At 68.0% G+C, this 26,317-nt stretch carries 21 protein-coding genes; 10 read left to right on the forward strand and 11 right to left on the reverse strand.

All coding sequences use genetic code 11. The annotated features are described in order from the left end of the window. Positions 1–166: 166 nt before the first annotated feature. From AB3K92_RS29835 to AB3K92_RS29855, 5 genes are all read left to right on the forward strand, one after another. Positions 167–589 (forward strand): hypothetical protein, encoded by a 423-nt coding sequence (locus AB3K92_RS29835; RefSeq protein ID WP_021162366.1) that lies wholly within the window; start codon positions 167–169, stop codon positions 587–589. Between the two features lie 269 nt (positions 590–858). Next, complete coding sequence (locus tag AB3K92_RS29840) at positions 859–1,563, forward strand: response regulator transcription factor (protein WP_006490421.1); 705 nt, start codon at positions 859–861, stop codon at positions 1,561–1,563. After that, entirely contained in the window at positions 1,560–2,921 is a 1,362-nt protein-coding gene (locus AB3K92_RS29845) for a FecR domain-containing protein (protein WP_059484323.1), read from the forward strand. Before AB3K92_RS29840 ends, AB3K92_RS29845 begins: the two co-directional genes overlap by 4 nt. Before the next feature lie 10 nt (positions 2,922–2,931). Continuing rightward, a complete protein-coding gene (locus AB3K92_RS29850) occupies positions 2,932–5,319 on the forward strand; it encodes a CHASE2 domain-containing protein (RefSeq protein WP_059620630.1) in 2,388 nt (795 codons plus the stop codon). A 37-nt stretch (positions 5,320–5,356) separates the two neighbouring features. Continuing rightward, a complete protein-coding gene (locus AB3K92_RS29855; RefSeq protein WP_027787730.1) occupies positions 5,357–5,971 on the forward strand; it encodes a DUF4136 domain-containing protein in 615 nt (204 codons plus the stop codon). Between the two features lie 59 nt (positions 5,972–6,030). On the opposite strand, the gene galU is transcribed toward AB3K92_RS29855, so the two are convergent. Both galU and AB3K92_RS29865 read right to left on the reverse strand, forming a co-directional pair. Continuing rightward, complete coding sequence (gene galU / locus AB3K92_RS29860) at positions 6,031–6,915, reverse strand: UTP--glucose-1-phosphate uridylyltransferase GalU (RefSeq protein ID WP_059620629.1); 885 nt, start codon at positions 6,913–6,915, stop codon at positions 6,031–6,033. A gap of 87 nt (positions 6,916–7,002) precedes the next feature. Beyond that, on the reverse strand, positions 7,003–9,870 hold the full coding sequence (locus tag AB3K92_RS29865) for a valine--tRNA ligase (protein WP_059620628.1): 2,868 nt from the start codon (positions 9,868–9,870) through the stop codon (positions 7,003–7,005). 224 nt (positions 9,871–10,094) lie between these two features. Here AB3K92_RS29865 and AB3K92_RS29870 point away from each other — a divergent pair, with 224 nt between their 5' ends. Next, a complete protein-coding gene (locus tag AB3K92_RS29870) occupies positions 10,095–12,458 on the forward strand; it encodes a UvrD-helicase domain-containing protein (RefSeq protein ID WP_059620627.1) in 2,364 nt (787 codons plus the stop codon). Further along, positions 12,455–13,252 carry a 5'-methylthioadenosine/adenosylhomocysteine nucleosidase gene (locus tag AB3K92_RS29875; protein ID WP_048025567.1) on the forward strand — a complete coding sequence of 266 codons (798 nt, stop codon included), beginning with the start codon at positions 12,455–12,457 and terminating at the stop codon, positions 13,250–13,252. The genes AB3K92_RS29870 and AB3K92_RS29875 overlap by 4 nt, the downstream gene beginning before the upstream one ends. A 69-nt stretch (positions 13,253–13,321) precedes the next feature. Here AB3K92_RS29875 and AB3K92_RS29880 read toward each other — a convergent pair whose 3' ends face one another. After that, positions 13,322–14,560 (reverse strand): MFS transporter, encoded by a 1,239-nt coding sequence (locus AB3K92_RS29880; RefSeq protein ID WP_369466461.1) that lies wholly within the window; start codon positions 14,558–14,560, stop codon positions 13,322–13,324. Between the two features lie 407 nt (positions 14,561–14,967). On the opposite strand from AB3K92_RS29880, the gene AB3K92_RS29885 reads away from it, so the two are divergent. Beyond that, positions 14,968–16,641 (forward strand): methyl-accepting chemotaxis protein, encoded by a 1,674-nt coding sequence (locus AB3K92_RS29885; RefSeq protein ID WP_021160814.1) that lies wholly within the window; start codon positions 14,968–14,970, stop codon positions 16,639–16,641. A gap of 21 nt (positions 16,642–16,662) precedes the next feature. Here AB3K92_RS29885 and AB3K92_RS29890 read toward each other — a convergent pair whose 3' ends face one another. From AB3K92_RS29890 to AB3K92_RS29905, 4 genes are read right to left on the reverse strand one after another with little or no spacing between them, the layout of a single operon-like run. Beyond that, positions 16,663–17,538, reverse strand: coding sequence for an HlyD family secretion protein (locus tag AB3K92_RS29890; RefSeq protein WP_014897260.1), 876 nt, complete (start codon positions 17,536–17,538; stop codon positions 16,663–16,665). A 12-nt stretch (positions 17,539–17,550) separates the two neighbouring features. Next, positions 17,551–17,754 (reverse strand): DUF1656 domain-containing protein, encoded by a 204-nt coding sequence (locus tag AB3K92_RS29895; RefSeq protein WP_011351756.1) that lies wholly within the window; start codon positions 17,752–17,754, stop codon positions 17,551–17,553. Continuing rightward, positions 17,751–19,952, reverse strand: a complete 2,202-nt coding sequence (locus tag AB3K92_RS29900) for an FUSC family protein (protein WP_226287505.1) — start codon at positions 19,950–19,952, stop codon at positions 17,751–17,753. Before AB3K92_RS29900 ends, AB3K92_RS29895 begins: the two co-directional genes overlap by 4 nt. A gap of 14 nt (positions 19,953–19,966) precedes the next feature. Then, the gene (locus AB3K92_RS29905; RefSeq protein WP_226287506.1) at positions 19,967–21,565 is read right to left on the reverse strand and encodes an efflux transporter outer membrane subunit; all 1,599 of its coding nucleotides are present in this window, start codon (positions 21,563–21,565) and stop codon (positions 19,967–19,969) included. A gap of 157 nt (positions 21,566–21,722) precedes the next feature. On the opposite strand from AB3K92_RS29905, the gene AB3K92_RS29910 reads away from it, so the two are divergent. Both AB3K92_RS29910 and AB3K92_RS29915 read left to right on the forward strand, forming a co-directional pair. After that, positions 21,723–22,664, forward strand: coding sequence for a LysR family transcriptional regulator (locus tag AB3K92_RS29910; RefSeq protein WP_042975805.1), 942 nt, complete (start codon positions 21,723–21,725; stop codon positions 22,662–22,664). Between the two features lie 117 nt (positions 22,665–22,781). Next, positions 22,782–22,934, forward strand: a complete 153-nt coding sequence (locus tag AB3K92_RS29915; RefSeq protein WP_006476208.1) for a hypothetical protein — start codon at positions 22,782–22,784, stop codon at positions 22,932–22,934. Between the two features lie 70 nt (positions 22,935–23,004). Here AB3K92_RS29915 and AB3K92_RS29920 read toward each other — a convergent pair whose 3' ends face one another. The 4 genes from AB3K92_RS29920 to wrbA are packed head-to-tail and all read right to left on the reverse strand — an operon-like array spanning position 23,005 to position 26,310. Then, positions 23,005–23,835, reverse strand: a complete 831-nt coding sequence (locus tag AB3K92_RS29920; protein ID WP_059555302.1) for a metallophosphoesterase — start codon at positions 23,833–23,835, stop codon at positions 23,005–23,007. A 25-nt stretch (positions 23,836–23,860) separates the two neighbouring features. Further along, positions 23,861–25,282: an FAD-binding oxidoreductase gene (locus AB3K92_RS29925; protein ID WP_369466464.1), complete on the reverse strand. Its 1,422-nt coding sequence runs from the start codon at positions 25,280–25,282 to the stop codon at positions 23,861–23,863. Between the two features lie 18 nt (positions 25,283–25,300). Next, a complete protein-coding gene (locus AB3K92_RS29930; RefSeq protein ID WP_369466465.1) occupies positions 25,301–25,693 on the reverse strand; it encodes a DUF2069 domain-containing protein in 393 nt (130 codons plus the stop codon). After that, entirely contained in the window at positions 25,690–26,310 is a 621-nt protein-coding gene (wrbA, locus tag AB3K92_RS29935; protein WP_060074034.1) for an NAD(P)H:quinone oxidoreductase, read from the reverse strand. Before wrbA ends, AB3K92_RS29930 begins: the two co-directional genes overlap by 4 nt. Positions 26,311–26,317: the final 7 nt, after the last annotated feature.

Here is a 26,317-nt window from a genome sequence, read left to right on the forward strand (position 1 = left end):
CAGCCAGGCCGCGCTTTTCTGACAATTCTTAAACCTCGCTTCGTGACCGGCTGCGTATACTGACCCGGCCGGTCGTCCGCTCCCAGCGGATGCGCCGGCCACGGTACGTCTTACGGCGGGCACGGGGGCCATGCCTGACGCTACCGTCGTACAACGGGGAGAGGACATGTCCTTCAGACCAGGGACCATTCGAAGTCCGTCCGGAGCGGAACGCAGCGTATCGGGACTGAGCCGTATCGAGCTCGATCCGCAGCAGGATCGTCACGCGCGTGCGGCGCTGGAAGCGTACGCGGATTCGGCCGCGGCCGAGATGCCGTGGCTGGCCGAGTGGCTCGACGAACGGCTGCGCGACGCCGCGCTGGACGACGGCTCGGGCCTGACCTACTGCGGTGCGACGATCGAGCGCGTGTTCGATCTGGCGCAGGCGTGGGCGGCGAGCCAGCCGGATTACGCGGCCGCCGCGTGGGAGCGCGTGCGCGGCCAGCTGCAGCGGATGCTTGTACAACCGGCGCATTCGGAACCGCTGCCGCCGCACGTGCCGGCCGACGATGTTGCCGAGCCGGTGGCCGGCATCGCAGGCGTCGACTAGGCGCCCGATTGCGCGACGGGAAGCATTATTCGAAGAAAAGACGGTAGTCCGCGCAATTTATTGGCGAATTTCATACTACTATGATGAAATCGCCGGTTCGTCCGTGCCCCGTTTTTGAGATATTTAGCCGGGGTCGCCGGTTTGCGCAGGTGGCGCGAGCGGCGAACGACGGCTCGCCGGCCGGTATCCGGAAGCCGCGCACATGCTGCGCGGCCGGGGTTGGGGCGGGGAGCTGAACTGGACGAATCGATTTCGATTTGCGGGGTGCTATGAGAATTGCTGTACTGGATGACGATCCGGCCCAGACGGATTTCGTCAGTCAAACGCTGACGGCCGTCGGCCATACGTGCTATGCGTTCAAGGAAGGCAAGGCCCTGAAGAAACGCCTGCAGCGCGAGACCTTCGATCTGCTGGTGCTCGACTGGAACGTGCCCGACATGTCCGGCGAGGAAGTGCTGAAGTGGGTGCGTGCGAATCAGACCGAGCACAGCCTGCCGATCATCTTCATGACGAGCCGTGACGACGAGGCGGGGATCACGCAGATCCTCAACGCCGGCGCCGACGATTACGTGGTCAAGCCCGTGTCGGGCCCGATCCTGCGTGCGCGCATCGGCTCGTTGCTGCGCCGCGCGTATCCGGTCAACGCCGAGGCAACCGTTCGCGAGTTCGATCAATTCCGTTTCGACGTGAACCTGAAGCAGGCTTACGTCGGCGACAAGGCCGTGAGTCTCACGCAGAAGGAATTCGAGCTCGCGCTGCTGCTGTTCCAGCACCTCGACCGGCCGTTGTCGCGCGCACACATTCTCGATCTCGTGTGGAAGCAGGCGACCGACATTCCGTCGCGCACGATGGATACGCACATCTCGATGCTGCGCACCAAGCTCGGCCTGCGGCCCGAAAACGGTTATCGCCTCGCGCCGATCTACGGCTACGGCTACCGGCTCGAGCGGGTCGGCCAGGGAGAACCGGAGTGACCACGGGAATCACGCAGCACACGGCGAACCTGCGGACGGCGGCGCTGCGTGTGTCCTGCGCGGTCGCGTTTGCGTTCGCCGCGCAGCATGCGGCCGCGCAGCCGCCAGCCGCGGCGGGCAAGATGGTCGTCTACCGCACGCAGGCGGGCGACACGCTGTACGACGTCGCCGCGCGCTACCTGCAGGGCGCGGACGACTGGCAACTGCTTCAGCAGATCAACGGCGTCCCCGCGCCGAAACACCTGCAGCCCGGCATCGCGCTGAAGCTGCCGGTGGCGCGCCTGCGCAAGGAAAAACTGACCGCGCGCGTCATCGCGGTACAGGGGACGGCCGAACGCGCGTCCGGCGACGCATACGCGCCGCTCGCGAACGATGCGACGCTTGCCGAGGGCGATCGCGTGCGCACGGGCCCGAACGGCTTCGTGACGCTCGAGCTTGCCGACGGCACGCACATGAGCCTGCCGCCCGACAGCCAGCTCGACCTGAAGGCGCTGCGCCGCACGGTGCTGACCGGCACGCTCGATCGTGAGTTCGAACTCACGCGCGGCTCGGTCGACAGCGAGGTCACCCATCTGAAGAAACGCGACGACCGCTTCCAGATCCGTTCGCCGTCGGTCGTGGCCGGCGTGCGCGGTACGCACTTTCGCGTGAATTACGACGCGGCCGGTAGCGCGTCGACGCGCGTCGAAGTGCTCGACGGTACCGTCGGCGTCGCGGGCGATCGGCAGCCGGCCGGCCCGACGCTCGTGCATGCGAATTTCGGCAGCGTCGCGACGTCGTCCGGCGCGGTCGGCGCGCCCGTCGAGTTGCTGCCCGCACCGGCGCTCGCGCACCCCGACAAGGTGCAGGACGAGCCCGACGTCACATTCGACGTCGCGCCGCTCGCCGACGCGCATGCCTACCGCTTGCAGCTCGCGCACGACGCCGGGCTGCTCGACCTGTTCCGCGAAACGCGCACCGATTCTCCGCGGGCGGTCTTTCACGACGTGCCGAACGGAAACTACTTCGTGCGGGTCGCCGCGATCGACGCGAACGGCCTCGAGGGCCGGCCGCGCACGTATGCGTTCGAGCGCCGCGTGATGGGGCTCGACGCGAGCGCGTCGCCCGGCGCCGGCGGCTACGAGTTCCGCTGGTCGCCGAACGGTTCGGGCAAGGATGCGCGTTACCGGTTCGTGCTGTCGCGCTCGAAGGACCTGAGCGCACCGGTCGTCGACCAGGTCGGCCTGCATGCGCGCCAGATCACCGTCGCGCACCTGCCGCCGGGCGACTATTTCTGGGCCGTGACCGTCGAGGAATTCGAGGGCGGCAAGTTCTACGAGAAGACCAGTCCGGTCAGCGCGTTCACGCTGTCGCGCTGATCCGCGGCGCATGAAACCCGACTCCGTTTCCCCGCGGCGGCGCCTCGGCCGCCGCTTCCTGATCGAATGGATCGCGATCGGCTGCCTCGGGATCGCGGTGATCCTCGCGTGCGCGCTCGGCCGCCTGTCGACGAGCGTCGATGGCCTGATCTACGACCGGCTGCTGATGCTGCGCAGCCTGCCGCTGTCGCCCGACGTGGTGGTTGTCGACATCGACAACCAGAGCGTGTCCGCGCTCGGCCGCTGGCCGTGGTCGCGCGACGTGCACGCGCGGCTGCTCGACACGCTGGCGCGCGCGCAGCCGGCTGCCGTCGTCTACGACGTGCTGTTCACCGAGCCGTCCGCGGAGGATCGCGCGTTCGCGGACGCGATGAGCCGCGTGCCGACCTTCCTGCCCGTGCTGCTGAGCCCTGAACAGGCGGACGGCACGCGCGCGGTCGATCCGCCGGTGGCCGCGCTCGCGGCGCGCGCGGTCGGGCTCGGCCACATCAACCTCGAAGTCGACCGCGACGGTATCGTCCGCAGCGTCGCACTGTTCGAAAGCGACGGCCGCGTGCGCTGGCCGCAACTGATGGTGCCCGTGTATCGCGCGATCCAGGGCGGCCGGCTGCATCCGGTCGGCGGCGTGCCGGGCGGGAACGCGCACGACCTGTCGCGCGATGCGGCGGGCGAGGGCCGCTACCTGATCCCGTTCAGCCGCAACACGCCCGCGTATCCGACGCTGTCGTTCGACGACGTGCTCGAAGGGCGTGTGAAGCCCGACGCGCTGCGCGGCAAGATCGTCGTCGTCGGCGTGACGGCGTCGGGGCTGTACGACCGCTTCGCGACGCCCGTGTCCGGCGAGTTCGGGCCGCTCGCCGGTGTGTATATCCATGCCAACGTGCTCGACATGCTGGCGACCGGCAGCGCGATCTCGCCCGCGTCGCGCACCGGGCTGTTCGCCGCGTCGCTGCTGCCGCTCGCCGTGCTGCTGGGCGGCTTCCTGATGCTGTCGCCGTGGCGCGCGCTGCTGCTCACGCTGAGCCTTGCCGGGCTCGCCGTCGTCGCGAGCATGGCGCTGCTGTTCGAGGCGCGCATCTGGCTGTCGCCGGCGCCCGCGGTCTTCGGGCTGGTCGCCGTCTACCCGATCTGGAACTGGCGGCGCCTGGAAATGACGATGTCGTACCTGCGCCGCGAGCTGCAGCGGCTCGCCGACGAGCCGCACCTGCTGCCCGAGGCGCCGCGCACGCGCAGCGTCGGCGGCGACGTGCTCGAGCGGCAGATGGCGCTGATGGCGCAAGCCGCGCAGCGCGTGCAGGACATGAAGCGCTTCGTGTGGGACAGCCTCGACAGCATGCCCGAGCCGATCTTCGTGACCGACCTGGCCGGCACCGTGCTGATTGCGAACCATGCGGCCAAGCGCTACGGGTCGCGCCTGTCGCTGCCGTTGCCGGAAGGGCGGCCGCTGCGCACCGCGCTCGGCGAGCTGACGTTCATGAAGACCGTCGACGGTAACGCCGAACACGACGCGGCGATCCGCGAGCACTGGCCGGCCGTGCTCGACCCGACGCTCGAGGCCGAGCACGACGCGATGGCGCGCGGCATCGAGGTGCGCGATCGCGACGGGCTTGACCATCTGCTACGCTACGCGGCCTGCACGAACGCGCAGGGCCGCGTGACGGGCTGGATCGCCGGTCTCGTCGACGTGACCGAACTGCATGCGGCCGAGCGGCAGCGCGAGGAAGCGCTGCACCTGCTGTCGCACGACATGCGCTCGCCGCAGTCGTCGATTCTCGCGCTCGTCGAAATCGAGCGCGACCGCGCCGAAACCGATGCGATGCGCGGGCTGCTCGCGCGGATCGAGCGTTATGCGCACCGCGCGCTGTCGCTGGCCGACGAGTTCGTGCAGCTGGCGCGCGCGGAGTCGCAGGTGTACCAGCTCGAAGTGACGAGCCTCGTCGACGTGCTGATCGATGCCAGCGACGAGGTGTGGCCGCAGGCGCAGGCGAAGCACATCCGCGTCGATACCGACGTCGGCACCGACATGTGCTGGGTGCGCGCGGACCGCTCGCTGATCACGCGCGCGTTCGTGAACCTGCTGAACAATGCGGTCAAATACAGTCCGTCCGATACCGTGATCACGTGTACGCTGGCGGTCGAGCACGCGTCGAAGCGGATGTTCTGTACGATTCGCGATCAGGGGTACGGCATTGCGCCGGAAGATCAGCGGCATCTGTTCGAGCGTTTCAAGCGGTTCCATGCCGGCGAGCGGCCCGAAATCTCGGGCTCCGGGCTCGGCATGGCATTCGTGAAGACGGTCGTCACGCGCCATGGGGGCAGCGTGTCGGTCGACAGCGAGGTGGGTGTCGGCACCGCGGTGACGGTGTCGCTGCCCGCGATCGACGAGCCGTCCGCCTGACAGGGCCGGGCACGACGGCAGGCATTTGGGGAAAGCCATGAGAAAGGAATGGGCAGCGGCCGCGCTGGCGGCGTCGCTGTTGACGGGTTGCGCCGGCGTGACGAGCGGCGTGAGTGCGGTCGGGCAGCCGAACGCGTTCGCATCCGATGCACACGGCTACGATTTCGTGCGGACGGCCGCGCAGGCCAACGATGCCGAATACCGGCAGATCGAGACGCTCGTGCGCGACGAACTCGCGCACCGCGGCTTCGATGCGAAACCCCTCAAGGACGCGCGCTACCGGCTGTCGGTCGCCTACGCGACGCAGCCGACGGCGGTCGCGGCCGTCGCCGACCAGTGCGGTGCGGCGAGCAGCGCATGCGTGACCGTCGACGGGCCGTCGCCGCTCGCGCTGCCGTTCGCCGGAAAGGTATACCGCCACGTGCTGACGCTGCGGTTCGTCGACGCGAAGTCGGGGGCCGACGTCTATCGCGTGACGGCGTCGCTGCGCGATCGCGAGCCGGGCACGCAGCAGGCCGCGCCGGCGCTCGTGAAGAGCGCGCTCGCGAAGATGCCGTTCGACGCGGGCAACGGCTGGCTCGTCAAGACGAAAAAAGACGACGCGGGCGGGATGCCGGGCGTCGTCTCGGTGAAGCCGGCCGAAGCGCGCTGAGCGCCGGCCGGTGAGGTGAGGGCGGGCTCACCGGAGTGAGCCCTTGTGCCCTGCCGTGTTCAGTCGGCCGGGTGTGCGCCGTTGCGCGAGCGCAGGTACGCGTCGAATTCCGCGCCGACTTCCGCGTGGCGCAGCGCGAATTCGACCGTCGCCTTCAGGTAGCCGAGCTTGCTGCCGCAGTCGTAGCGCGTGCCCTGGTACTTGTAGGCCAGCACCTGTTCATCGGCGAGCAGTGCCTGGATCGCGTCGGTGAGCTGCAGTTCGCCGCCCGCGCCGGGCTTCAGCGCGCGCAGATGCTCGAAGATCCTCGGCTTCAGGATGTAGCGGCCGACCACGCCGAGGTTCGACGGTGCGACTTCCGGCGCCGGCTTTTCGATGATCGCCGACATCTTGACGATCGACTCCTCCCACTCCTTGCCGTCGACGATCCCGTACGACTTCGTCTCCGACGGCGGGATCTCTTCGACGCCGATCACCGAGCTGTGATAGTGGTCGAACACGTCGACCATCTGCTTCATCACGGGCGGGTTGCCGTCGAGCAGGTCGTCGGCGAGGATCACCGCGAACGGGTTGTCCGCCACGAGCTTTTCCGCGCACAGCACCGCATGGCCGAGGCCGAGCGCTTCCGGCTGGCGCACGTAGAAGCAGTCGACATGGCTCGGCTTGATGCTGCGCACGAGTTCGAGCAGCTTCTCCTTGCCGCGCGCCTCGAGTTCGGCCTCGATTTCGTACGACTTGTCGAAATGGTCCTCGATCGCGCGCTTGCTGCGCCCGGTGACGAAGATCATCTCGGTAATGCCGGCGGCGATCGCTTCCTCGACCGCGTACTGGATCAGCGGCTTGTCGACGACCGGCAGCATTTCCTTCGGGCTTGCCTTCGTTGCCGGCAGGAAGCGCGTGCCGAGGCCGGCAACTGGGAATACCGCCTTGGTGACTTTCAACATGATCGAACCTTTATTTCTGTAATCGACTTGTCAGACGGTTTATGTTCACGCCCGCATTATAGTGAACGCAAACAACCTTACCCTTTGTTACGCAGGCAACCGATCGAGCTGCGCACGCAGTTTTTCGAGCGTGCTCTGGAATTCCGCGACGCGCTTCTGCTCCTGTTCGACCACCGCCGGCGGCGCTTTCGCGACGAAAGCCTCGTTGCCGAGCTTCGCATTGCATTTCGCGATTTCGCCCGTCAGGCGCGCGATTTCCTTCGACAGGCGCTCGCGTTCGGCCGCGACGTCGATTTCCACCTTCAGCACCAGCTTGTTCGGCCCGACGATCGCGATCGGCGCGCCATGCGCTTCCTTGTCGAGCGCCGCTTCGTCCGCGAGGATCTGCACTTCCGACAGGCGCGCGAGGGCCTGGACGTACGGCGCGAACGAGCGCAGGCGCTCGGCATCGCCGGCGGCAAGCAGCGGCACCTTGGTTGCCGGCGACAGGTTCATCTCGCCGCGCAGGTTGCGGCACGCGTCGACGATCGCCTTCAGGTCGGCCGCCCACTGTTCGGACACCTCGTCGATCTTCTGCAGGTTCGCGACCGGGTACGCCTGCACCATCAGCGACGCTTCTCCGTCGGCCTTGCCTTGCGGATAGCGGCCCGCGAGCGGCGCGACCTTCTGCCAGAGCGCTTCGGTAATGAACGGGATGATCGGGTGGGCGAGGCGCAGCACCGTTTCGAGCACGCGCAGCAGCGTGCGGCGCGTGGCGCGCTGCTGTTCCGGCGTGCCGTTCTGGATCTGCACCTTCGCGAGTTCGAGATACCAGTCGCAGTATTCGTCCCACACGAACTTGTAGATGCTGCTTGCGATGTTGTCGAAGCGGTAATCGGCGAAGCCCTTCGCGATGTCGGCCTCGGTACGCTGCAGCAGCGACACGATCCAGCGGTCGGCCGCCGAGAAGTCGAGGTAGCCGCCCGGGCCGCAATCGCCCGCGCCGCAGACTTCCGGCTTGTCGCTGCCGCAGTCGTGGCCTTCGCAGTTCATCAGCACGAAGCGCGTCGCGTTCCACAGCTTGTTGCAGAAGTTGCGATAGCCCTCGCAGCGCGCGAGGTCGAAGTTCACGTTGCGGCCGAGCGTTGCCATCGACGCCATCGTGAAGCGCAGCGCGTCGGTGCCGAACGCGGCGATGCCGTCCGGGAATTCCTTGCGCGTCTTCTTCTCGATCGTCGCGGCCTGTTTCGGGTTCATCAGGCCCGTCGTGCGCTTCGCGACCAGCGTGTCGAGGTCGATGCCGTCGACGATGTCGATCGGGTCGAGCGTGTTGCCCTTGCTCTTCGACATCTTCTGGCCTTCCGCGTCGCGCACGAGGCCGTGCACGTAGACGGTATGGAACGGCACCTGGCCCGTGAAGTGCGTGGTCATCATCACCATCCGGGCGACCCAGAAGAAGATGATGTCGAAGCCCGTGACGAGCACCGACGACGGCAGGAAGTGCTTCAGTTCAGGCGTTTCGTTCGGCCAGCCGAGCGACGAGAACGGCACGAGCGCCGACGAGAACCACGTGTCGAGCACGTCCTCGTCGCGCTTCAGTGCGCCCGTGTAACCCTTCGCGACAGCCTGCGCGCGCGCTTCTTCCTCGTTGCGCGCGACGAACACCTCGCCGTTCTCGCCGTACCACGCGGGAATCTGGTGGCCCCACCACAGCTGGCGCGAGATGCACCAGTCCTGGATGTTCTCGAGCCACTGGTAATAGGTGGTCGTCCAGTTTTCCGGCACGAACTTGATCTGGCCGTTGCGCACGACGTCGAGCGACGTTTCCGTGATCGACTTGCCGGGATTGAACGTGCCTTCCGGCGCCGGCTTCGTCATCGCGACGAACCACTGGTCGGTCAGCATCGGCTCGATCACGACGCCCGTGCGGTCGCCGCGCGGCACCATCAGCTTGTGCGGTTTCACCGAGTCGAGGAAGCCTTGCGCGTCGAGGTCGGCGACGATCGCCTTGCGCGCGTCGAAGCGGTCGAGGCCGCGATACTGCTCGGGGCCGTTGTCGTTGATCTTCGCGTCGAGCGTCAGGATCTCGATCGGCGCGAGGTTGTGGCGCAGGCCGACCTGGTAGTCGTTGAAGTCGTGCGCGGGCGTGACCTTCACGACGCCCGTGCCGAACTCGCGGTCGACGTAGTCGTCGGCGATCACCGGGATCTCGCGGCCCGTCAGCGGCAGCGTGACGAGCTTGCCGATCAGGTGCGCGTAGCGCTCGTCTTCCGGATGGACCATCAGCGCGACGTCGCCGAGCATCGTCTCGGGGCGCGTGGTGGCGACGGTCAGCGAGCCCGAGCCGTCGACGAGCGGGTAGCGGATGTGCCACAGGTGGCCGTTTTCCTCTTCGCTCACGACTTCGAGATCCGACACTGCGGTCAACAGCACCGGATCCCAGTTGACGAGGCGCTTGCCGCGGTAGATCAGGCCCTGTTCATAAAGCGTGACGAACACGTCGCGCACAGCGGCCGACATCTTGTCGTCCATCGTGAAGTATTCGCGCGACCAGTCGGTCGACGCGCCGATGCGACGCACCTGGCCGGTGATCGTCGAACCGGATTTTTCCTTCCATTCCCACACGCGCTCCACGAACTTCTCGCGGCCGAGGTCGTGGCGCGACACGCCCTGCGCGTCGAGCTGGCGCTCGACGACGATCTGGGTCGCGATCCCCGCGTGGTCGGTGCCGGGCACCCACAGCGTGTTCTCGCCGAGCATCCGGTGGTAGCGGGCGAGGCCGTCCATGATCGTCTGGTTGAACGCGTGGCCCATGTGCAGCGTGCCCGTCACGTTCGGCGGCGGCAACTGGATCGAGAAATCGGGGCGGGCCGGATCGAATGCCGGGGCCGCGTAACCGCGCTTTTCCCACTCCGGCCCCCAATGGGACTCGATGGTGTGGGGCTCGAAACTCTTCGCAAGCGTGTTGTCGCTCATGTTGGAAATCTGCCGAAAAATGCGTGAATTGGATGCCGAATCCGACAATTATAAATGGATGCACATCGACCAGCCATCGCCTTGCCGGCGCGGGTCCGTCGCGACGCGGCCGCCACGTGTCGGCAACGTACCCGCGACGGGCGGTCGAACGGATCGGGAACGGCATCGTCCGGCCGACTTATAATGTCGGGTCCGCATTTTTCTCGCCCGTTCGCTGCCGCTCCATGCCCGACCTGCTCGCCAATCTGAACCCCGAACAACTCGCCGCCGTCACGTTGCCGAACGAACCGGCGCTGATCCTCGCAGGGGCGGGCAGCGGCAAGACCCGCGTACTGATCACGCGCATCGCGTGGCTGATCCAGCAGGGCTACGCATCGCCGCCCACCGTGCTCGCCGTGACCTTCACGAACAAGGCCGCGCGCGAGATGATGGCGCGCCTGTCGGCGATGATGCCGATCGACACGCGCGGGATGTGGATCGGCACGTTCCACGGCCTGTGCAACCGGATGCTGCGCACGCACTGGCGCGACGCCGGCCTGCCGCAGACCTTCCAGATCCTCGACACGGCTGACCAGCTGTCCGCGATCAAGCGGCTGATGAAGGCGGCGAACGTCGACGACGAGAAGTACCCGCCGAAGAACGTCCAGTACTTCATCAACAATGCGAAGGAGCAGGGGCTGCGTCCCGACAAGGTCGACGCGACCGACAACTTCAACCGCAAGTTCGTCGAGCTGTACCAGGCATACGACCAGCAGTGCCAGCGCGAGGGCGTCGTCGATTTCCCCGAGCTGCTGCTGCGCTGCTATGAATTGCTCGCGTACAACGCGCCGCTGCGCGCGCACTACCAGGCGCGCTTCCGGCATATCCTCGTCGACGAGTTCCAGGACACCAACAAGCTGCAGTACGCGTGGCTCAAGATGCTCGCGGGCGGCCAGAACGCGATCTTCGCGGTCGGCGACGACGATCAGTCGATCTACGCGTTCCGCGGCGCGAACGTCGGCAACATGCGCGACTTCGAAGACGAATTCCGTGTGCGCAACCTGATCAAGCTCGAGCAGAACTACCGGTCGCACGGCAACATCCTCGACGCGGCGAACCAGCTGATCTCGAACAACGCGCACCGCCTCGGCAAGAACCTGCGCACCGACGCGGGCCACGGCGAGCCCGTGCGCGTGTACGAGGCGAGCACCGATTCGCAGGAAGCCGGCTGGATCGTCGAGGAGATCCGCTCGCTGATCAACACCGGGATGGCGCGCAGCGAAGTGGCCGTCCTGTACCGCAGCAACGCGCAGTCGCGCTCGATCGAGCATACGCTGATGTCGTCGGGCATTCCGTACCGCGTGTACGGCGGCCTGCGCTTCTTCGAACGCCAGGAAGTGAAGCACGCACTCGCGTACCTGCGCCTGATCGACAACCCGAACGACGACACCGCGTTCGTGCGCGTCGTGAACTTCCCGACCCGCGGAATCGGCGCGCGCTCGATCGAGCAGCTCGCCGACGCCGCGCGCCTGTACGGCTGCTCGATGGCCGCCGCGATTCCGTACGTGACGGGCAAGGCCGGCACGAGCCTCGGCGGGTTCGCGAACCTGGTCGCGAAGATGAGGGCCGACACGCAGCACATGAACCTGCCCGACACCGTCGAGCACATCGTGCGCGCCAGCGGTCTCGCCGATTTCTACCAGGGCGAGCGCGAAGGCCAGGACCGTCTCGAGAACTTGCAGGAACTCGTGAACGCGGCCACCGCGTTCATCGCCGAGGAGGGCTACGGGCTCGACACGCCGGCCCGTTCGATTCCGCTGCGCGCGGGCGCGATCGCGGCCCCGGAGCTCGGCACCGCGGCGGACGACCAGGCGGTCGACGTGCTCGACCCGGTATCGCCTGCCGACCCGGCACAGAACCCCGACACGATGACGCCGCTCGCCGGTTTCCTGTCGCATGCGTCGCTGGAGGCCGGCGACAACCAGGCGCAGGCCGGCCAGGATGCCGTGCAGCTGATGACGGTGCACGCGGCGAAGGGGCTCGAATTCTCGGCCGTGTTCATCACGGGCCTCGAGGAAGGGCTGTTCCCGCACGAGAACAGCGTGCTCGAATCGGACGGCCTCGAGGAAGAGCGCCGGCTGATGTACGTCGCGATCACGCGCGCGAAGGAGCGTCTCTACCTGTCGTTCGCGCAGAGCCGGATGCTGCATGGCCAGACGCGTTACAACGTGCGCTCGCGCTTCTTCGACGAGTTGCCCGAACACGTGCTCAAGTGGCTGACGCCAAAGGTCGAGGCCGGTTCGCGCTGGGGTGGCCGGTCGGACAACGCCGGGTACGGGCGCGACTGGTTCGCGCGGCCGGGCGGCGGCAGTCGCGAGCAGATCGTCGATGCGGCCGTGTCCGCGCCGCTGCCGGCGTTCGCGAACAAGCAGCGTGCCGCCGATACCGGTTTCCGCGTCGGCCAGCAGGTGTTCCATACCAAGTTCGGCGAAGGCACGGTCACCGCGCTCGAAGGCAACGGCACCGATGCGAAGGCACAGGTGAAATTCAAGCGGCACGGCGAGAAGTGGCTCGCGCTCGCGGTCGCGAAACTGCAGGCGGTGGAATGACGGGCATCGACAGGGTGGGTACCGCTTCGATTCGACCGCTCGGCATCCTGGCCGCGCTGCCCGAGGAACTCGGCGACCTGATCGCCGCGATGCGCGCCGACGGCGCGATGAAGACGGTCACGCTCGGCCGCCGCGATTATCACGTCGGTACCGTGCACGGCGCGGCCTGTGTGGTGACGCTCGCGCGGGTCGGCAAGGTCGCGGCCGCCGCGACGGTCAGCGCGCTGATCCACGTGTTCGGCGTGTCGGGCATCGTGTTCACCGGCGTCGCGGGCGGTGTGTCGCGCACGGTGCGCGTCGGCGATGTCGTCGTGGCCGATACGCTGCTGCAGCACGATCTCGACGCGTCGCCGCTGTTTCCGCGCTATGAGGTGCCTTTGCTCGGCATCACGCGTTTCGCGACCGACGCCGCACTGACCGCGCGCCTGCGGGCCGCGTGCACGCAATTCGTCGCGGAAGAGGGGGCGCAGTTCGCCGCTCGCTTCAGCCTGGCCGGCGCGACGCTGCACGCCGGGCTCGTCATCAGCGGCGACCGCTTCGTGTCGAGCGAGCGCGAGGTCGTCGCGCTGCGCGATGCGCTGCCGGATGCGCTCGCGGTCGAAATGGAAGGGGCCGCGATCGCGCAGGTGTGCGCGGAGCACGACGTGCCGTTCGCGCTCGTGCGCACGATCTCCGATACGGCCGACGACCACGCGACGCAGTCGTTCTCGCACTTCCTGTCGGCGATCGCGAGCAGCTATTCGTCCGGCATCCTCAAGCGTTTCCTGACGCTGCACGCGACGACGGCGGCCTGAAGCCGCCGTCGATCCCGTCGATCGGAGCATCACGGCCGCGGCGCCGGCAGGCGCGCCGCGGCCGTTTTTTCACGCCTTCTTGCGCCGGCTGCTTTCGAGGTTCGGCAGGAACACCGTCAGCACGCCGATCAGCGGCAGGAACGAGCACACCTTGTAGACGAACGTGATGCTCGTTGCGTCGGCGAGCTGGCCGAGCACGGCCGCGCCGACACCGCCGAGGCCGAACGCGAAGCCGAAGAACAGGCCCGCGACCATCCCGACCTTGCCGGGCATCAGCTCCGTCGCGTAGACCAGGATCGCGGCGAACGCCGACGCGAGCACGATGCCGATGATCACGGTCAGCACGCTGGTCCAGAACAGGTTTGCGTACGGCAGCAGCAGCGTGAACGGCGCGACGCCGAGGATCGATACCCAGATCACGTACTTGCGGCCGATCCGGTCGCCCACCGGCCCGCCGATCAGCGTGCCCGCCGCCACGGCCGCGAGGAACACGAACAGGTGGATCTGCGCGGCCTGCACCGACAGGTGGAACTTGTCGATCAGGTAGAACGTGAAATAGCTGTTGATGCTCGCGAGGTAGAAATACTTCGAGAACACGAGCAGCACCAGCACGCCGATCGCGCCCATCACGCGGCCGCGCGACAGCGTCGGATGGCCGGCCGCCGCGGCCTTCTTCTTCATCGACGGATGCTTCTTGTACCAGTGGCCGATCTGCGTGAGCACGATCATCGCGACGAGTGCGGTTGCCGAGAACCACGCGATGCTGTGCTGGCCGTGCGGAATGATCACGAGCGCGGCGAGCAGCGGCCCGAGCGCGGAACCCGCGTTGCCGCCGACCTGGAACACCGACTGCGCGAGCCCGTGCTGACCGCCCGACGCCATCCGCGCGACGCGCGACGATTCGGGATGGAACACCGACGAGCCGCAGCCGACGAGCGCCGCGGCCACCAGCAGCATCGGGAAATTCGGCGCGACCGACATCAGCAGCAGCCCGGCGAGCGTGAAACCCATGCCGACCGGCAGCGAATACGGTTTTGGCCGCTTGTCCGTATAGAGGCCGACGAGCGGCTGCAGCAGCGACGCGGTGATCTGGTAGGTGAGCGTGATCAGGCCGATCTGCGCGAACGACAGCGCGAACTGACTCTTGAGCATCGGGTAGATCGCGAGGATCAACGACTGGATCATGTCGTTGAGCATGTGCGAGAAGCTGATCGCGCCGAGCACCGGGTAGACGGTGCGGGCGACGGGTGGCGCGGAAGGCTGGGTGGCGGCTGCGCCGGCGGAGCCGGTGTCGAGGCTGGTTTCCATGTGAGAGCTGAACGAGTTGAGGTGGCGGGCGCGCTCTGCTGGGGATCGGCGCGTCTTGAATCGTTGCTGCGTCAAAGAAGTGTAATGTGGCGTATCGGGAATGTCCGGACAAGTTTTATCGTGAATCGGACATTCATCCGACGGATCGCCCGATGCCCGCTTTTTTGGCCGGGTATAACGCAGGCGGCACGCCCGCCCGCAAGCGGGGCGGGCGCCCGGGGCCGGTGCGTGGTTTACCGGACTCAAGAAACGGCGGTGGCGGCCGTAGAACGACCCAATGACAACTGGCGCGCCGCGCCCGGCACCGGCTATCCGCCGTGCGGGCGCAGGACGCGCGGCATGGCCAGCCATCGCGGGTACGCCGGGACCGACCTTTCCGGCCGCGTGATCAATACGGGGATATATCGATGAAAGCAGCATCTTTGCGTCCACAGCCCGGTGCGGTCGCCGCCGCACCCGACGTCGCCGCCGGTCGCGCCGCCCGGCGCCCGCGGGCGGCGCGTCGCGAGCGCCGGCCGTGGACCGTCAAGGCGACGTTGCGCGCCGCATTCGCGATCCTGCTCGCCGGCACGCTGGCGATCGGCATGTTTTCGCTCTGGCAGATCAGCCGGCTGAATGCGTCGATCGCGTCCGTCTACGAGCAGGGTCACGTCGCGAGCCGCGCGGCCGAGGAGGTTCGGGCCGAAGTGCTGCGCGCGAGCCGTGCCCAGAAGATGCTGCTGACCGCGACCACCGCGAAGGAACGCGACGAGCTGGGCGCCGAGGTGGGCGCGGGGCTCGCGTCGATCGGCCAGGCGCTCGGCACGCTGCAGCGCTACGCGGATCCGGCCGACGTCGACGATTCGGCGCGGCTGCGCGCATTCTCGACGGCGGTCGGCGCGTGGAGCGCGCATCTGCGCGATTTCGTCGCGCTCGTGCGGGCACAGCCGCTCGACCTGTCGCAGATGAGCTGGCAGGTCGGCACGCAGGACGTGTCGCTGCTGGTCGAAACCGGCAAGCTCGAAAAACTGGTCGCCGAACTCGTGAAGACACGCGGCGCGAAGTCGAAGGCGACGCTCGATGCGTCCGCCACCATTTTCTCGTCGTCGTTCGCGATGATCGCGGCGATGACGGTTGCGCTGATCGTGCTCGCGATCGTCATCGCGGAGCGCGTCGTGCGCCGTCTCGCGTCGCAGCTCGGGGGCGAGCCCGCGCATGCGAAGGCGATTGCCGCGGACATCGCGCGCGGCGACCTGACGCGACCAATTACGCTGGGCCGGCACGACCGCGACAGCATGGTGCGTGCGCTGGCCGAGATGCAGACGGGGCTCGCGGCGACCGTCGGCGAGATTGCCGTCAGTGCCGAGGCGATCGCGGCCGCGTCGGGCGAGATTTCCACCGGCAATCTCGATCTGTCCAGGCGTACCGAGCAGCAGGCCGTCGCGCTCGAGCGCACCGCGGCCAGCATGGAGCAGCTCACGTCGACCGTACGGCAGAACGCCGAGAACGCGCGGCAGGCGAGCGCGCTCGCGGCCAATGCTTCGGCCGTTGCGGAGACGGGCGGGGAAGTCGTCGGGCGCGTCGTCGCGACGATGAGCGAGATCGACGACAGCGCGAAGAACATCCGCGAGATCATCGGCACGATCGAGGGGATCGCGTTCCAGACCAACATTCTCGCGTTGAACGCGGCGGTCGAGGCCGCCCGCGCGGGCGAGCAGGGGCGTGGCTTCTCGGTGGTCGCGGGTGAAGTCCGCCTGCTCGCGCAGCGCGCGGCGACCGCGGCGAAGGAGATCCGCGCGCTGATCGGCGCGTCGGTCGAGCGAGTCGCGAACGGTGCGGCGCTCGCGCATGATGCGGGCCGCACGATGGACGACGTCGTTCGGGCGGTCAAGCGCGTGACCGACATCATCGGTGAAATTTCCGCCGCATCGGACGAGCAGAGCGCGGGCATCGACGAGATCGGCCGCGCGGTCACGCAGATGGACGCCGGCACCCAGCAGAACGCGGCACTCGTCGAGCAGGCGGCCGCCGCGGCGAATGCGCTCGACGAGCAGGCGCAGGCCTTGAAGTCGCTGGTCGGGCGCTTTCGTATCGCGGCCTGAGCGCTGCCGACCGTTCAGACGTTACGACTTCTTCTGCTTGTCCGGATCGATGATGACCGTGCAGGTCGTACCCGCCGACAGCACCACGTCGGCCGGCACTTCGTCGATCCTGATGCGCACCGGCACGCGCTGCGCGAGGCGCACCCAGTTGAAGGTCGGGTTCACGTCCGCGACGAGGTCGCGGCTTTGCGGGTTGTCGCGATCGTAGATGCCGCGCGAGATGCTTTCGACGTGGCCCTTCATCACGCCGCCGCTCATCAGCCGCATTTCGGCCGGCGCGCCGATCTTCACGCGCGGCAGCTTGGTTTCCTCGAAGTAGCCGTAGACCCAGAACGAGTGGCTGTCGACGATCGCGAGCTTCGCCTGGCCGGCCACCGCGTAGTTGCCCTTGAACGTCTGCAGGTTCGTGATGTAGCCGTCGACCGGCGCGACGACGCGCGTGCGCTCGAGGTTGAGCTTCGCGGCATCGAGCGCGGCGATCGCCTGCTGGTACTGCGCATCGGCGCTCGACGCACTGTGCGCGGCGTTCTCGCGGTTTTCCTTCGACACGACGAGCGCATCGAGATCCGCGCGGCGCGCCGCGTCGTCGCGGCGCATCTGCAGTTCCGCGCGGCGGGCGGCGACGGCCGCCTGCGCCTGCTCGACCGCGATCTGGTAGTGCGAAGGGTCGATCTGCATGATCAGGTCGCCCTTTTTCACGAGCTGGTTGTCATGCACGGGCAGTTCGACGATCGCGCCCGACACGTCCGGCGCGACGTTGACGATCTCGGCGCGCACGCGCCCGTCGCGCGTCCACGGATCGTCCATGTAGTGCACCCACAGCGAGCGCCCGATCAGGATCGCGACGAGAAGGATGACGGCGGTCGCGACGAAGCCGAAGAGTTTTCTGAGAATCATGATGGTTCGGAATCAACGGTAAACGGCAAGACTCAGTCCGCCGCAAATGCAGACGAGGAGGCAGGCCCGGAACAGCGACGGGTGCCAGACGAGACGGTAGAGGCCCGTATAGGCGAGCAGGCGGTCGACGGCCCAGGTCGCGAGCGCGCCGAGGACGAACATCAGCACCACCGTGGGCATGTAGGCATCGAGAATGGCGATTTCACGCGGCATCATGACGAGGCTCCTGGTTGGGGACGCACGGGGCGGTTGCGGTTGAGCGCGGCGAGCGGCGATTCGGGATCGAGCAGTGCCGTGCGCACGAAATGCAGATGGCTCAGGATGCGCTGCAGCCGGTGGCGTTCGTCGCGCGTCGGCGTGAATGCGTCGAGCGTCTGCCGGGTCGCGTCGATCGCATCGTTCACCGCGGCGAGCGTTGCATCGAAACGTTCGGCGTCCGGCCGCGCGAACAGTGACGACAGCGCGGCGCGCATCGTCTCGATCGCGCGGCGCCACGGCGTCGTCGGCGCGTAGCGCGGGTCGGACGGCAGCGTTGCCAGTTCGTGGCGCAGATCGATGGCCGCATTCCCGGTTTCGAGCACCGCGAACATCCAGCGCAGCGCGTCGCGCTGCACGTCGGGCTGGTCGGCCGACAGCGTGTGCGCCTGGTACATCAGGTCGCGCGCGCCGCTCTCGAAGCGCGTGCGCAGTCCGGCGAGCCGCGCGTGGCAGGCCGCGACGGCCTGGTGACGCAGGTCGGCGAACAGGCGTTTCTTGAGCCACGGCGCGGTCGGCGGGAACAGCACGGCGAACGCGATCGCCGAGACGAGCATCGACAACAGGAGCGCGAGCGCGTCGTTCATGAAGCTCGTCGGATCGTAGTGCGTGATGCTGTCGGGGCCGGCGAGGAAGCAGAAGAAGATCAGATAGCCCGCGCCGTAGCCCGCGAGCTTCGGCTTCAGCGTCATGTAGATGCCGATCGCGAGCAACGGCGCGAGCGCCGCGCACAGCAGGACGAAGCCGTCGATCCGCGGGTAGATGCCGAACGTCAGCAGGAAGCCGGTGCAAACGGCCAGCGCCGTGCCCATCCCCATCTGCGCGGCCATCGCGGTCGGGCGCGGCGCCGACGACGCGAGCGCGCAGGTCGCCGCGGCGTTCAGCACCAGCATCACGCCGCTCGGCCACGCGGTCTCGATCCAGAACCACCCGAGCGCAAGAATCACCGTCGCGGTGCGGATCCCCGCGATCGTGGCGGCCGTTTTGTTGGTGCGCGGCTCGTAGCGTTCGATCCAGCGTTCGCGCTCGTGCGTCGCGGTCGCGAGCGACGCATAGGTCGCCGCGTATTCCTGCAGGTCGGTGATGAAGCGGTACAGCAGTTCGGCGGCGGTATCGAAGTCGAGCAGCGGGAAGTCGGGCTGCGTTTCGAGTTCCGCGCGCGTCGCGCGGATCCGGCGCGGCAGCGCGTCGCGCCACGCGAGCAGCTGTTCGGCCGAGTGCGCGGCGTCGATCGACGTGCGCACGGGTTCGCCATCGCGCGTGAGCAGCGGCGCGATCTCGCGGAAATACGGCTCGATCGCGTCGATCGCCGCCTGCGCGCCGGCCGCGTGCAGCCGGTTCATCAGCTGGTGCAGCGCGTGAAAGCGGCTCGACGCGCTCATGAACTCGCTGTTCAGCCGCGCGAGGCGGCCGCTGCGCATGCGCGTGTCCGGATCCTCGAACACGGCCATGCTGCGCGCGGCCTCGAAGCCGACCACGTCGGCGACGAAGCGCGTATGGATGGTCTCGATGTGCGCGCGGTCGAGCTGGCCCGACAGCGCCGACGCGACGTAGTCGACGAAGCTGCCGAAGCGCTTGCGCACCGTCGTGCGCATCTGCTCGCCCGTATACCGCGGAAACACGAGCGCACTGACGACGCCGGCCGACACGATCCCGATGATGACTTCGGAGACCCGCGTCATCGCGCTCATGAATGCGCCATCCGGGTGTTGCGACGCGGGCAGGCCGATCAGCGCGGTCGTATAACCGGCGAGCAGGAAGCCGTAACTGCGGAAGTTGCGGTTGCGCGCGGCGCCGGCGGTGCATAGCGCGATCCACAGGGCGATCGCCAGCAGGAACAGCTGCGGCTGCTGCGGGAACAGCCCGACGAACGTGAGTGTCGCGATGAGCCCGAAAATCGTGCCGGCGACCCGGTAGAAGCTTTTCGCGAGCACGGCGCCGCTTTGCGGCTGCATCACGATGAAGACGGTCGTCATTGCCGTTTTCGGCGCCGGCAGGTCGAGCCGCATCGACACGCCGAGCGCGATGAAGGCCGCGAGCAGCGCCTTGAACAGGTAGAGCCACGCGGCGCCGTCGGTGCGGGCCCAGTCGCCGAACGCGGCATACCAGGCCGCGAACGGACCGCCGGTGGTCGGGGAGAGGGGGGAGGAGGCTGACATGGCGTCGCTCCGGGTTACCGTGCGGCCGGCACGCCGGACGCACCGGCGGCCGCGACCTGCGCGGGCCGGGCGGCGGCTGCCACGGGTTTCGCACCCGACGCGGCGGCCGGCGCGGCTGCGCCCGCGGCGGATTCGCCATGCGGCCGATGGCTGCCCGCCGGAGGCACGTCCGTGCCCGTCTCGACGCCGCCACCAAGCGCGGCCATCAACTGAGCGTGCGCGGCGAGGCGTTCCGCATCGATGCGGGCGGCCGTTTCCTGCGCGCGCAACAATTGCTGCTGCGCGACCAGCACGTTGACGTAGTCGGTCAGCCCGCGGCGGAAGCCTTCGCGCGACAGCTGATAGCTGCGGTCGTTGGCGGCCACCGAGCGCGCGGCGTCCTTCTTCTGCGTATCGAGCGAACGGATCCGCACGACCTGGTCGGCGATGTCCTTGAGCGCGCCGACGATCGTCTGGTTGTATTGCTCGACCGCCTGGTCGTAGCCGGCATTCGCCGCGCCGAGCTGCGCGCGCAGCCGGCCGCCTTCGAAGATCGGCAGCGACAGCGCGGGGCCGGCCGTCCAGCCGCCGTTCATCGCGCGCAGGAAGTCGGTGAACGGCGCGGTCACGCCGAAGCCGCCGACCGTCGCGAGCAGGTCGATGTTCGGGTAGAACGAAGCCTTCGCGACGTCGATGCCGCGCGCCTGCGCGTCGACCGTCCAGCGTGCCGCGACGACGTCGGGGCGGCGGCCGAGCAGGTCGGCCGGCATCGCCGACGGCAAGCCGGCCGGTGCGTCGAGCGACAGCCGAGGCCGCTGGATCGCATCGCCGGCGCCCGGGCCCTTGCCGGCCAGTGCGGCGAGCTGATGCCGCGCGAGCTGGATCGCTTCCTCGTAGCTGTCGATCTGGCGCTCATAGTCGGGCAGCGTCGATTCCGCCTGGCTCACCTCGAGCTGCGTGCCGAGGCCAGCCTGCAGCCGCTTGCGCGCGAGATCGGCGAGCGAGCGCTGGCGTTCGAACGTTTCGTGCGCGAGGTCGAGCAGCGCGTAGTTCATCGACATGCCGACGTACGCGCGCACGACGTTGACTTCGAGTTCGAGCTTCGCCGCGCGTGCGTCGGCGGCGGTCGCGTGCGCGGTGTCGAGCGCGCGCTCGGTCGCGTTCTTGTCCTTGCCCCACAGGTCGAGGTGGTAGGACAGGCCAAGCGTGCCGGTATTGTTCCAGGTATCGGTGTTCGCGAGCGGGCCGGGGCCGTAATAGACGTTGTCCGGCCAGTGCTGGCGCATCAGCGAGAGGTTGCCGTTGATCTGCGGCAACTCGGCCGAGCGTGCCACGCGCGCCATCGCCTGCGCTTCGCGCACGCGGGCCTCGGCGGCCGCGAGCGTCGGGTTGCCGGCCTGCGCGGCAGCAATCCACGTGTCGAGCTGCGGATCGCGGTAGGCGCGCCACCAGTCGGCCGCGGGCCAGCCCGCGTCACGGTCGGCCGCGCGGATCGCCGCGCCGGCATCGAGCGCGTTCGCTTCGATGCGGGCCGACTGCGGCTTGTTGTCGCCCATGCTCGCGCACCCGGCCATTATTAATGAGACTGCAAGAACCGCCAGTGCGAGCGTCCCTTTTGTCGCCGGAGACTGCACGATTTTCTCCCTTTCGGATATAGATGAGTCGGATGCGATTATATTTTTCAGCGATTCCTGAATATACGGACAAGGGTGCAAGTCATTTTTACGAATCCTGAGACAATACTTGTTCGCCTCTGTGCAACAATCCGTCCGGATTCAAACGGGTAATGGGATGGATACGTTACAAAACATGCGGGTATTCGTCCGCGTGGTCGACGCGGGAAGCTTTACCGCGGCCGCCCAGCAGATGAATTCGACCACTGCCTACGCGTCGCGCGCGGTCTCGGATCTCGAGGCGCACCTGCGCACGCGCCTTCTGAACCGGACGACGCGCCGGATCGCACTGACCGAAGCCGGCGAGCGCTACCTGCAGCGCTGCGAGCAGATCCTCGCGTATGTCGACCAGGCCGAAGCCGAGGCGGGCGACGCGCACGCGCGCCCGTCGGGCAAGCTGAAGGTGCATTGCTTCACGAGCCTCGGCCAGCACTACCTGGTGCCGGCCATCGCGCGTTATCGCGAGCGCTACCCGGACGTGCACGTCGAGCTGACGCTCGCGCAGCGGATGCCCGACCTGCTCGACGAGGGCTACGACGTCGCGATCGTCGTCGGCCGCGACCTGCCGGATTCGGGGCTCGTGTCGCAGCGGCTCGGCGAGAGCTACAGCGTGGTGTGCGCGTCGCGCGGCTACGTCGAGGCGAACGGCGTGCCGCAGCGGCCCGCGGATCTCGCGCAGCACGTATGCCTCGGGATGGTCGCGCCGGGCTTTCAGTTCGACGAATGGGCGCTGGCGGGGCCGAACGGCGACGAAGTCGTCCCGATCACGGCGCCGCCGTTTCGCGTGAACGTCGCCGAGGCGCTCGCCGTGGCCGTGCGCGAAGGGATGGGGATCGGCGGCCTGCCGCTCTATTCGGCGCTCGGCTGGTTGCGCAGCGGGCACATCGTGCGCGTGATGCCCGAATACCGGTCGCACGTGATGAACATCTACGCGCTGTATCCGTCGCGTCAGTACCTCGACGCGAAAATCCGTACCTGGGTCGATTTCCTGCGCGACGAGTTGCCGGCCACGCTGGCAGCCGACGAAGCCGCGCTCGAACAGTACACGCGTGCGACATGACCGCGCGGTTGGCGGCGATCTGACGAGATTTGTCCTTCACGCAACATTTTTTTACGAACGCGTGTCAGACAGTTTGATACTGTGGGAATTAACGAGATACGCAACCCCGGAGTAGCGATGGATACGCACCTGATGATCGGCCTTGGAGTCCTGCTGGGCGCGGCGGCCGCCGCCGCGGCGACCCGCGACTTGCTGCGCGCGATGAAGGCGAAGGCGCAGATGAAGCCGGTGCCGGTACGGGTGCGCGAGCCGCGCCGCCCCGGCCGCTGATCCGCGGTCACGCTCCGGGGCGACAAGGTCGCGCGAAAAGGCCGTGCAATGCGGCCGGGAGGGCCGGCGTTCAGCCGAGCTCGACGACCTTGTCCCACGTGAACGCGGTATTTTCCCGTTCGCCGGTGCGCCGGTGGATGTAGCCGCGCGGATTGCATACCACGCGTGTGCCACCGTCCGCCACATAGTCGAATGACGTATGCGTGTGGCCGTGGAGCCACAGATCCACCGGCGGCTGCACGAGTTCCGCCATGTCCGTGACGAATCCCGCCGATGCAAGATCGTCCGCGTAGCGCTGCGCCAGCGAGCGCCGGTGCGGCGCATGATGGGTCACGACGATCGTCCGGCCCGCGAACGGCGCCGCGAGTTGCGTTTCCAGCCATGCGCGGCTGCGTCGATGCAGCGCGATCGCGTCGGCCGGCGAGAAATCCCGTTCCGGCGTGCCCGGCGCCGCATGCAGCGCCGCGTCATGCGGCCAGGTCACCTGGATCAAGCCCTTGAAATCGAGCATCACGCGCAGCCCGGCGTCGATTGCACCCGCGAGGCTGGCTTCGTCGGTACCGAACAGCGAAAAATCGGCCCAGAGCGTCGTGCCGAGCACGCGGAACCGCTGCCCGGGATCGACGTAGACGTCGTTGTTCAGGTAATGCACGTTGTCGAGCGCCTGCGCCGCGTCGCGCATCGCCGTCTCCAGCGCGCCGAATTCCCCGTCGTAGTACTCGTGGTTACCTGGCACGTAGATCACCGGTACCGCGGGATCGAACGTTTCGGCCGCCCAGCGCAGGCCTTCCGCGTGATTGTGGATGTCGCCGGCCAGCACGACGAGATCCGCGTCGGCATGCGCGATCGCGTCGGGCTGGTTGCTTTCGAGGTGCAGGTCGGACAGGACGCGGATTTTCACGGGCGGAGCTCCGGAGTGGGCGGCTTCAGCGCAGGACCTTGCCGGGATTCATCAGGCCGCGCGGGTCGAGCGCGGCCTTCAGCGTGCGCATCAGCGTCGTTTCGACCGGCGACTTGTAGCGCTGCGCGTCGTCGATCTTCAGCTGGCCGATGCCGTGCTCCGCGCTGATCGTGCCGTGGTGGCGGTGCACGTTGTCGTAGACGATCCGGTTGATCGGCGCCTGGAACGCGGCGAGGAACGCCTTCGGATCGCCGCCTTCGGGCATCTGCACGTTGTAGTGGAGGTTGCCGTCGCCGAGATGGCCGAACGTGACCATCCGCGCGCCCGGCGCGGCCTGCTGGATCGCCGCGTCGGTTTCGTCGATGAAGCGCGCGATCGACGAAATCGGCACCGCGATGTCGTGCTTGATGTTGAGCCCCTCGTCGGCCTGTGCGAGCGGGATGTGCTCGCGCAGATCCCAGAACGCGCGCGATTGCGCGAGATTCTCCGCGACCACCGCGTCGACCACGAGCCCGGCCTCGAACGCTTCCTCCATCAGTTTCTCGAACAGCGCGCGCGCATGCGCTTCGCTTTCGTTGTCGGACAGTTCGAGCAGCACCGTTTGCGCGTGCGTCTGCGCGAACGGGTAGCGCAGTTGCGGGTAGTGCTTGCCGACCAGCTGCATGCAGAAATCCGACATCAGCTCGAAGCCGGTCAGGAGCGGCCCGGCCGCGCGCTGCGCGAGCGCGAGGAAATCGAGTGCCGCGTGCGGCGATTCGAGCGCGGCGAGTGCCGTGACCTGCGCGGCCGGCAGCGGATGCAGCTTCATCACGGCCGCCGTGATGATCCCGAGCGTGCCTTCCGCGCCGATGAACAGGTCGCGCAGGTCGTAGCCCGTGTTGTCCTTGCGCAGTCCGCGCAGGCCGTCCCAGATCTCGCCCTGCGGCGTCACCACCTCGAGCCCGAGGCACAGCTCGCGCGCGTTCCCGTAGCGCAGCACCGCGGTGCCGCCGGCATTGGTCGACAGGTTGCCGCCGATCGTGCAGCTGCCTTCCGCCGCGAGGCTCAGCGCGAACAGCCGGCCGCCTTCGCGGGCACGTGCCTGCACGTCGGCGAGAATCACGCCGGCTTCGACGGTGATCGTGTTGTTGTGCGGATCGAGCGCGCGCACGCGGTTCAGGCGCGCGACGCTCAGCACGGCCTGGCTGCCGCTCGCGTCGGGCGTGGCGCCGCCGGCAAGGCCGGTGTTGCCGCCTTGCGGCACGAGTGCGATGCCGTGTGCGTTGGCCAGCTTGACGAGGGCGGCGACCTCGGCCGTGTTCGCGGGTTTCAGCACCGCGCACGCGGCACCCTTGTAGCGGCGGCGCCAGTCGGTCAGGAACGGTTCGGTATCGTGCGGGTCGGTCAGCACATGATCGGCGCCGATCGCATCGCGGCACGCGGAAACGAAAGCTTCGGAGGACATCATCACCTTGTCGCGTAAGGTTCAGGACGCGGCGCGCGACTTTTTCGCCACGCGCTTGAACGGCGCGACGTATGCCAGCGCCGTCACGAAGAAACCGACGGCGAGCGCGGTTTCGCACCAGCCGAGCGTCGCGGACAGCCCGCGATCGGACATGCCGCGCACGACGCCTTCGGCGAAATAGACGAGGATCAGCATGCTCGCCCACTGCATCGTATAGATGTTACGCCGCCAGACGCCGGGCAGCGCGAGCGCGAGCGGTATCGCCTTGAGCATCAGCGCGGAGCCGCCCGGGCGCAGCGGCGCGAGCCGCAGCTCCCACGCGAGCGACAGCGCGATCAGCGCGACGAGGCATGCGGCGGCAATCAGCGCGTAGCGCGGCCGGGCAGTGACGGCGGGACGGGCGGGGGCGTTCATGCGGCCTCGGCGGCCCGGGCGCTGGAGAGGGCCGCCGCCGCGCGGGCGAGCCGCACGCCGAGCGCGGCCGCGAGCGCCTTTTCGTCTGCCGACAGGCCGCCGGCGGCCGAGTGGTCGTGCTGCGCGACGTGAGAGGCGCCGTACGGCGTGCCGCCGGTACGCGTCGTGCTGAGTGCGGATTCCGTGTACGGGATCCCGACGATCATCATGCCGTGATGAAGCAGCGGCAGCATCATCGACAGCAACGTCGATTCCTGGCCGCCGTGCAGGCTGCCCGTCGACGTGAACACGCTGGCCGGCTTGCCGGTCAGCGCACCCGACAACCATTGCGGCGTGGTGCCGTCGAGGAAATACTTGAGCGACGCGGCCATGTTGCCGAAGCGGGTCGGCGAGCCGAGCGCGAGGCCCGCGCATTCCTCGAGATCGCGCAGTTCCGCGTACGGCGGGCCGTCGGCGGGAATGTCGGGGGCGGTGGCTTCGCAGACGGTCGACACGGGCGGCACGGTGCGGATGCGGGCCTGCATGCCCGGCACGCTGTCGATGCCGTTCGCGATCGCTAGCGCGAGATCGCGCGTGGCGCCGTGACGGCTGTAATAGAGAACGAGGATGTCTTTCATGGACGAC

The sequence above is a fragment of the Burkholderia sp. Bmkn7 genome, from assembly GCF_041103175.1.
GTDB classification, from domain to species: domain Bacteria; phylum Pseudomonadota; class Gammaproteobacteria; order Burkholderiales; family Burkholderiaceae; genus Burkholderia; species Burkholderia cepacia.